A 290-nucleotide genomic window follows, 5' to 3' on the forward strand; every position below is an offset into this window, starting at 1 on the left:
GTTGATTTTTGTGTTACTGATAACGCCGCGCTTGAGAAGCTGATAACGCGTTGCCGCCGCGACCCAGCTATAAATGGTGACAGGCGTTTCCCGTTCCCCGGTCCAGGCGATAACTCTTCGCAGGCGTTTGAGTTGCTTGTGGACGTCCTGCGCGGTTTCTACCGGCGTGTCAAAAAATTCGCGGAAAGTATTAGTGATCGATTCCGGGCGCGTATTCTGAATAAGATAAGTTTCGCAGGATTGGGTAATCAGCGTCAGCGATAGCGTATTGATCGCTTTTAAACGTCGAT

The 290-nt window shown here is 50.3% G+C and carries 1 protein-coding gene; it reads right to left on the reverse strand.

Annotated elements, in window-relative coordinates:
* Nucleotides 1–290: hypothetical protein (locus tag LK12_RS24455; RefSeq protein ID WP_197063657.1), on the reverse strand; the 290-nt coding region annotated here is incomplete at both ends.

The organism is Novosphingobium malaysiense, from assembly GCF_000802225.1.
Lineage (GTDB): Bacteria > Pseudomonadota > Alphaproteobacteria > Sphingomonadales > Sphingomonadaceae > Novosphingobium > Novosphingobium malaysiense.